The following is a 5,105-nucleotide window of genomic DNA, read 5'->3' as shown; positions in this document are numbered from 1 at the left end:
TACCGAGAGAGCACTTGCCGTCGCAGCTCGGCACGTTCGTGCTCGTCCAGGCCGCCCCATACCCCGTATGGCTCAGCGGTTCGCAACGCATGGTCACGGCAGGGTTTCCGTACAGGGCACGTGTAGCAGACCCGCTTGGCCTCGCGGACCCGGCGGTCGCGGGCGCGGCCGCGCTCGTTGTCGGGGCTGAAGAACCGGTCGGTGGGGACGGATCGACAGGCGCCACGTTCTTGCCACGGTTCGATCGCTCTACTCACGCCAGCGGCGATACCCACAGGTAGACCTCGGGAAACACCAGGATTGTGACCGCCGACCGGACTGGGGGTGGGGGGTTGTCCGGTCGGCGGTTCGCGTCGCTCACGGGCGGGTGACGGCGTACGTCCGTGATGCTGGGGGGTGCATCCGGGAAAACGCCCCCGCCCGTGGCGACATCCCTACCAACGCGTAACCCCCAAAATCCGTTCCCGCCCAGAGGTGGCCTTGATCACTCTCCGCGACAGGCGTTTAGTCCGTCAGGGCGTCGTCGACCGTGTCGCGTAATTCGAGCAGGTCGGCTAGGCCGCTGATCTCCAGGACGCGGCTCGCCATGGAGTCACCGACCACCAAACGGAAGCCCGTGCCGAGTTCCGCCGCGCGCTCGGCCGCGCGCGCCAGGCCTGCGACGCCCGCCGAGCCGAAGAACGACACGTGGTCCAGGTCGACGACCACCAACCGGGCCCCGCCTTCGAGCGCGTCGTTCATGCTCGCGGTGAACCGAGGCGCGGTGAGCAGGTCGATCTCGCCCCGGGGCCGGATCACGACCGCCCCGTCGGGGCGCGAGTCGAGGGCCACGTCGAGCAGTTGCGGCGGGGTCGGAGCGTCGGACATGGTCGCATTCTCCCAGCAGACTGCCTGATTCGGCAGCGTGAACCTGCCCGCGCCGGGCACCGGCGGTAGCGTCGGCACATGATCGGTCTGCCTGCCGGGGTCGTGGCCTGCCTGTTCGACCTCGATGGTGTGCTCACCAGTACCGCGACCCTGCACGAGATCGCGTGGAAACAGACGTTCGACGTGTTCCTCGCGAACCGGACGGACGGCGATCGCGCGCCGTTCACCTCCCGCGACTACAACTCCTATGTCGATGGCCGCCCGCGCGCCGACGGCGTGCGTACGTTCCTCACCGCGCGCGGCATCCGATTGCCCGAGGGCAATCCGGATGATTCCCCTGAGGCCGCCACCATCAACGGCGTCGGCAATCGCAAGAATGAGACGCTGCTCGCGCTCATCGAGGAGCGTGGCATCACTCCCTATCCCGGTTCGGTCGCCTATCTGAAGGCCGCGCAGGGGCATGGGCTCAAGATCGGCGTCGTGACGTCGTCGGCGAATGGCGCGCACGTGCTCGACGCTGCGGACCTGGCGCAGTTCGTGCAGGCCAGGGTCGATGGTCTGACGATCGCGGAGGAGCATCTGCGCGGCAAACCCGCGCCTGACTCGTTCCTCGCGGGCGCGCGTGCCCTCGGGGTCGCGCCCTCGGAGGCGGCGGTGTTCGAGGACGCCCTGTCCGGGGTCGAGGCGGGTCGCGCGGGTGGGTTCCGGTTCGTGGTGGGGGTCAATCGTGCCGACCAGGCCGAGGAACTCCGAGAACACGGGGCCGACGTCGTGGTGGATGACCTCGCGGAATTGCTGGAGGACTCCGAATGAGCGGCGGGTTCGACCTCGCGCCCTGGCACGTGCGATGGACCGAGTTGGCGTTGGATCAATTGCACCGCACGGAGTCGGTGTTCGCCCTGTCCAACGGACACATCGGTCTGCGGGGCTCGCTCGACGAGGGTGAGCCGGTCGGATTGCCCGGAACGTATCTCAACGGGTTCTACGAGGAGCATGCTCTGCCCTACGCGGAGGCCGGTTACGGATACCCCGAGGCCGGGCAAACGGTCGTCAACGTGACAGACGGCAAGATAATCCGACTGCTGGTGGAGGACGAACCGCTGGACATGCGGTACGGCCGGGCGATCGAGCACCACCGCACGCTGGATTTCCGCACGGGTGTGCTGTCGCGGGTGACCGAGTGGGAGTCGCCGACGGGGCGGCGGGTGAAGGTGACGAGCCAGCGGCTGGTGTCGTTCACCCAGCGCGCGGTGGCCGCGATCCGGTACGAGGTGCAGGCGCTGGGTGGTGACGGCCCGGCGAAGACACAACTGGTGGTGCAGTCGGATCTGTTGGCCAACGAGCCGATCGAGTCCCGTACGCGCGACCCGCGCGTGGCGCTCGCGTTGAAATCGCCTCTGGTGAGCGAGTTCCACACGGCGCGGGACAAGCGGGCCGTCCTGATTCACCACACACACGAGTCCAAGCTGCGCATGGCTGCCGCGATGGACCACGAGATCTACGCCAACGACAGCCTGCTCACGGAGATCTCCAGCGAGGACGACCTGGCGCGGCTCACGGTGGCGGTCGACGTCCCGGCGGGCGAGTCGCTGGTGCTGGTGAAGTACCTGGCGTACGGGTGGTCCAGCTCGCGGTCGGGTCCCGCTTTGCGTGCCCAGGCGGAGGCGGCGTTGGCGGGGGCGTTGCAGACCGGGTGGGATGGTCTGCTCGCGGAGCAGAAGGCGTTTCTGGACGACTTCTGGGAAGCCGCAGACGTCGAGATCGACGGGGATGACGAGCTTCAGCAGGCGTTGCGGTTGGGGTTGTTCCACGTTCTCCAGGCCGGTGCGCGCGGGGAAAGTCGTGCCATTCCGGGAAAGGGTCTCACGGGTCCGGGTTATGACGGGCACGCTTTCTGGGATACGGAGACTTTCGTTCTTCCGGTGCTGACCTACACGATGCCGGAAGCTGCCCGTGACGCGCTCGGATGGCGACACAGCACCATGCCGTTGGCGTTGGAGCGTGCGAAGGTGCTGGGCAAGGCGGGCGCGGCTTTCCCGTGGAGGTCGATCAACGGCAAGGAATGCTCGGCCTATTGGCCCGCAGGGACGGCGGCATTCCACGTCTCGGCGGATATCGCCGACGCCGTCGCCCGTTATTACTGGGCGACATTGGACGAGGACTTCGACCGCGACCAGGGCGCGGAGCTGCTCGTGCAGACCGCGCGCCTGTGGGCATCGCTCGGGCACCACGACCCGCACGACGGGTTCCGCATCGACGGGATCACTGGCCCGGACGAGTACACGGCGGTGGTGGACAACAACGTCTACACGAACCTGATGGCGCAGAAGAATCTGAATGAGGCTATCAAGGCGTGCGAGCGGAATCCCGAGGTCGCCACGCGCCTCGACGTCACCCCGGAGGAACTCGACATCTGGCAGGTCGCGGCGGCCCGCATGCGGATCCCGTTTGACGACCTGCTGGGTGTGCACCAGCAGGCGGAGGGGTTCACTTCGCATGAGGAGTGGGACTTCGAGAACACCCCGGGCGAGCACTACCCATTGTTGTTGAACTACCCGTATTTCGACCTTTATCGTAAGCAGGTCGTCAAGCAGGCAGATCTTGTGTTGGCGCTGCATTTGCGAGGCGATGCTTTCTCGTTGGAACAGAAAGCGCGCGACTTCGCCTACTACGAGGCTCGGACGGTGCGGGACTCGTCGCTGTCGGCGGGCACACAATCGGTGATCGCCGCCGAGTGCGGCCATCTCGACCTGGCGCACGCCTACCTGGCCGAGGCGGCGCTCACCGACCTCAACGACCTGCATGACAACGTCGGCAACGGCCTCCACATGGCGTCGCTGGCGGGTGCGTGGCAGGCGATCGTCGCAGGTCTCGGCGGTATGCGCGATCACGACGGCGAGCTGACCTTCGCCCCGCGCCTTCCCGACGGCCTGGCCCGAGTCGCGTTCCGGATGTGCTTTCGCGGCAGCCGCATCCAGGTCGAGATCACTCGCGCGCAGGCGACGTACCGCCTGATCTCCGGTGATCCGGTGGAGACCAGCCACCACGGGAACCCGGTGAAGATCGACACCGAGGTGGTGCTCCCCATCCCACCCGCGCCCGAGTTCCCCACCCCGACGGCCCCGTCCGGTCGCACCCCGCGCCGCCGCACCAAGGCAGGCGGATCGGGGGTGTCCGGCTGACCCGCTCCCTGTACGACCTGATCCGTTCCTAGTACGAATTCTCTTGGTAGCCAACGGGTTCGGCGCGTCAGGCTGGCGGGTTTCGCGCCGCCCCCGATCGGTGTTCGTCGTGCCTGTGAGTAGCCAAGTGTTCATCCTGTCGGGCTATGTGGATGGGAAACTTTTACGGCGTGTCGTTTCGTTGCGAGTAAAAGCGGTGTCGGCGAGCGGGCGAGGAGTGCGGAGGGGCGGGTGGGTGAAGACGTGGGGCGGGTGGATCCGGCGGGGCGGGTCAAGTAGTAGGAGGCATCGTCCGCCGCATGCGGAATGAGGCGAACATGCGACGGAGGGGGACTACTGGATGTCGGGGTGGAGTACAGGGCGCTGGGGGTGAGGTACGGGGTGTGGCGAGGGGACAAGGTGTGGCGAAGGCGCCCGACCCGATCACAGGTCCTGCTTCCCGGCAGCGCGTCTGGGAGGGCGCGACAACCTGCGGAATGCGGTACTCCCCCGGGCGGTGCTCGTCCCCGCGTGGAGCGCGTGGCAAGCCGGTCTCGGGCAGCCGGTTTGCCGATCATCGCTCCCGGTCACGCCTGGTAGAGCGGTGACCCCTGGTATGGCCATTCGGTGTAAGGCCATGCGGTAGCGCCGAGTGGCGGGCGTGAATGGTCGGCGGGCCTCAGCGAGTCACGTGCGGCTCGGTTCGACTTGGCCGGGATGGTCGGGGTGATCGCGGGGTAACGCGGTGCAGATTGAGGGCCTGAAGCACGCCCGGGGGTGGGCTGGCGGGGCCGTCGGTGGGGGCGGGCAGGCGCGCTGCCTGGAGTGGGGCCTACGGCGGGGAAGTTGCGGCAAGGCGAACTCGGGCGAGAGCTGTGGCGAGGTTGCGTGCGAGGCCGTGCCCAAGTTGTGTGCGAGGCCGTGCCCAGGTTGCGTGCGAGGGATGTGCTCGGGTTGGGGTGGGCACAACGCACGCGCGACTGAGGCCAGGGGGAACGTGTCCGGGCTGGGTAGAAGCGGCCTCGCTGGGGATCGGGCTTGGCTGGGGTGGGCAGGTCGGGGGTGGGCTTCGGCGAG

At 67.7% G+C, this 5,105-nt stretch carries 4 protein-coding genes; 2 read left to right on the top strand and 2 right to left on the bottom strand.

The features are described 5' to 3' along the window. Together C503_RS44315 and C503_RS0105570 are read right to left on the bottom strand one after the other, a co-directional pair. Window positions 1-257: WhiB family transcriptional regulator (locus C503_RS44315; RefSeq protein WP_245572416.1), on the bottom strand; the 257-nt coding region annotated here is incomplete at its 3' end. A 247-nt stretch (window positions 258-504) separates the two neighbouring features. Next, complete coding sequence (locus tag C503_RS0105570) at window positions 505-867, bottom strand: STAS domain-containing protein (protein ID WP_156892992.1); 363 nt, start codon at window positions 865-867, stop codon at window positions 505-507. Between the two features lie 78 nt (window positions 868-945). On the opposite strand from C503_RS0105570, the gene C503_RS0105565 reads away from it, so the two are divergent. Beyond that, window positions 946-1,680 carry an HAD family hydrolase gene (locus C503_RS0105565; RefSeq protein WP_018681201.1) on the top strand — a complete coding sequence of 245 codons (735 nt, stop codon included), beginning with the start codon at window positions 946-948 and terminating at the stop codon, window positions 1,678-1,680. Further along, the gene (locus tag C503_RS0105560; protein ID WP_018681200.1) at window positions 1,677-4,049 is read left to right on the top strand and encodes a glycoside hydrolase family 65 protein; all 2,373 of its coding nucleotides are present in this window, start codon (window positions 1,677-1,679) and stop codon (window positions 4,047-4,049) included. The genes C503_RS0105565 and C503_RS0105560 overlap by 4 nt, the downstream gene beginning before the upstream one ends. Window positions 4,050-5,105: the final 1,056 nt, after the last annotated feature.

Source organism: Actinokineospora enzanensis DSM 44649 (genome assembly GCF_000374445.1).
Lineage (GTDB): Bacteria > Actinomycetota > Actinomycetes > Mycobacteriales > Pseudonocardiaceae > Actinokineospora > Actinokineospora enzanensis.
This window is presented reverse-complemented; position numbering and strand designations above follow the sequence as displayed.

Excerpts from the sequence above, each read along its gene's own strand:
- C503_RS0105570 (WP_156892992.1), bottom strand. The coding sequence starts at position 867 with ATGTCCGACGCTCCGACCCCGCCGCAACTGCTCGACGTGGCCCTCGAC.
- C503_RS0105565 (WP_018681201.1), top strand. The coding sequence starts at position 946 with ATGATCGGTCTGCCTGCCGGGGTCGTGGCCTGCCTGTTCGACCTCGAT.
- C503_RS0105560 (WP_018681200.1), top strand. The coding sequence starts at position 1,677 with ATGAGCGGCGGGTTCGACCTCGCGCCCTGGCACGTGCGATGGACCGAG.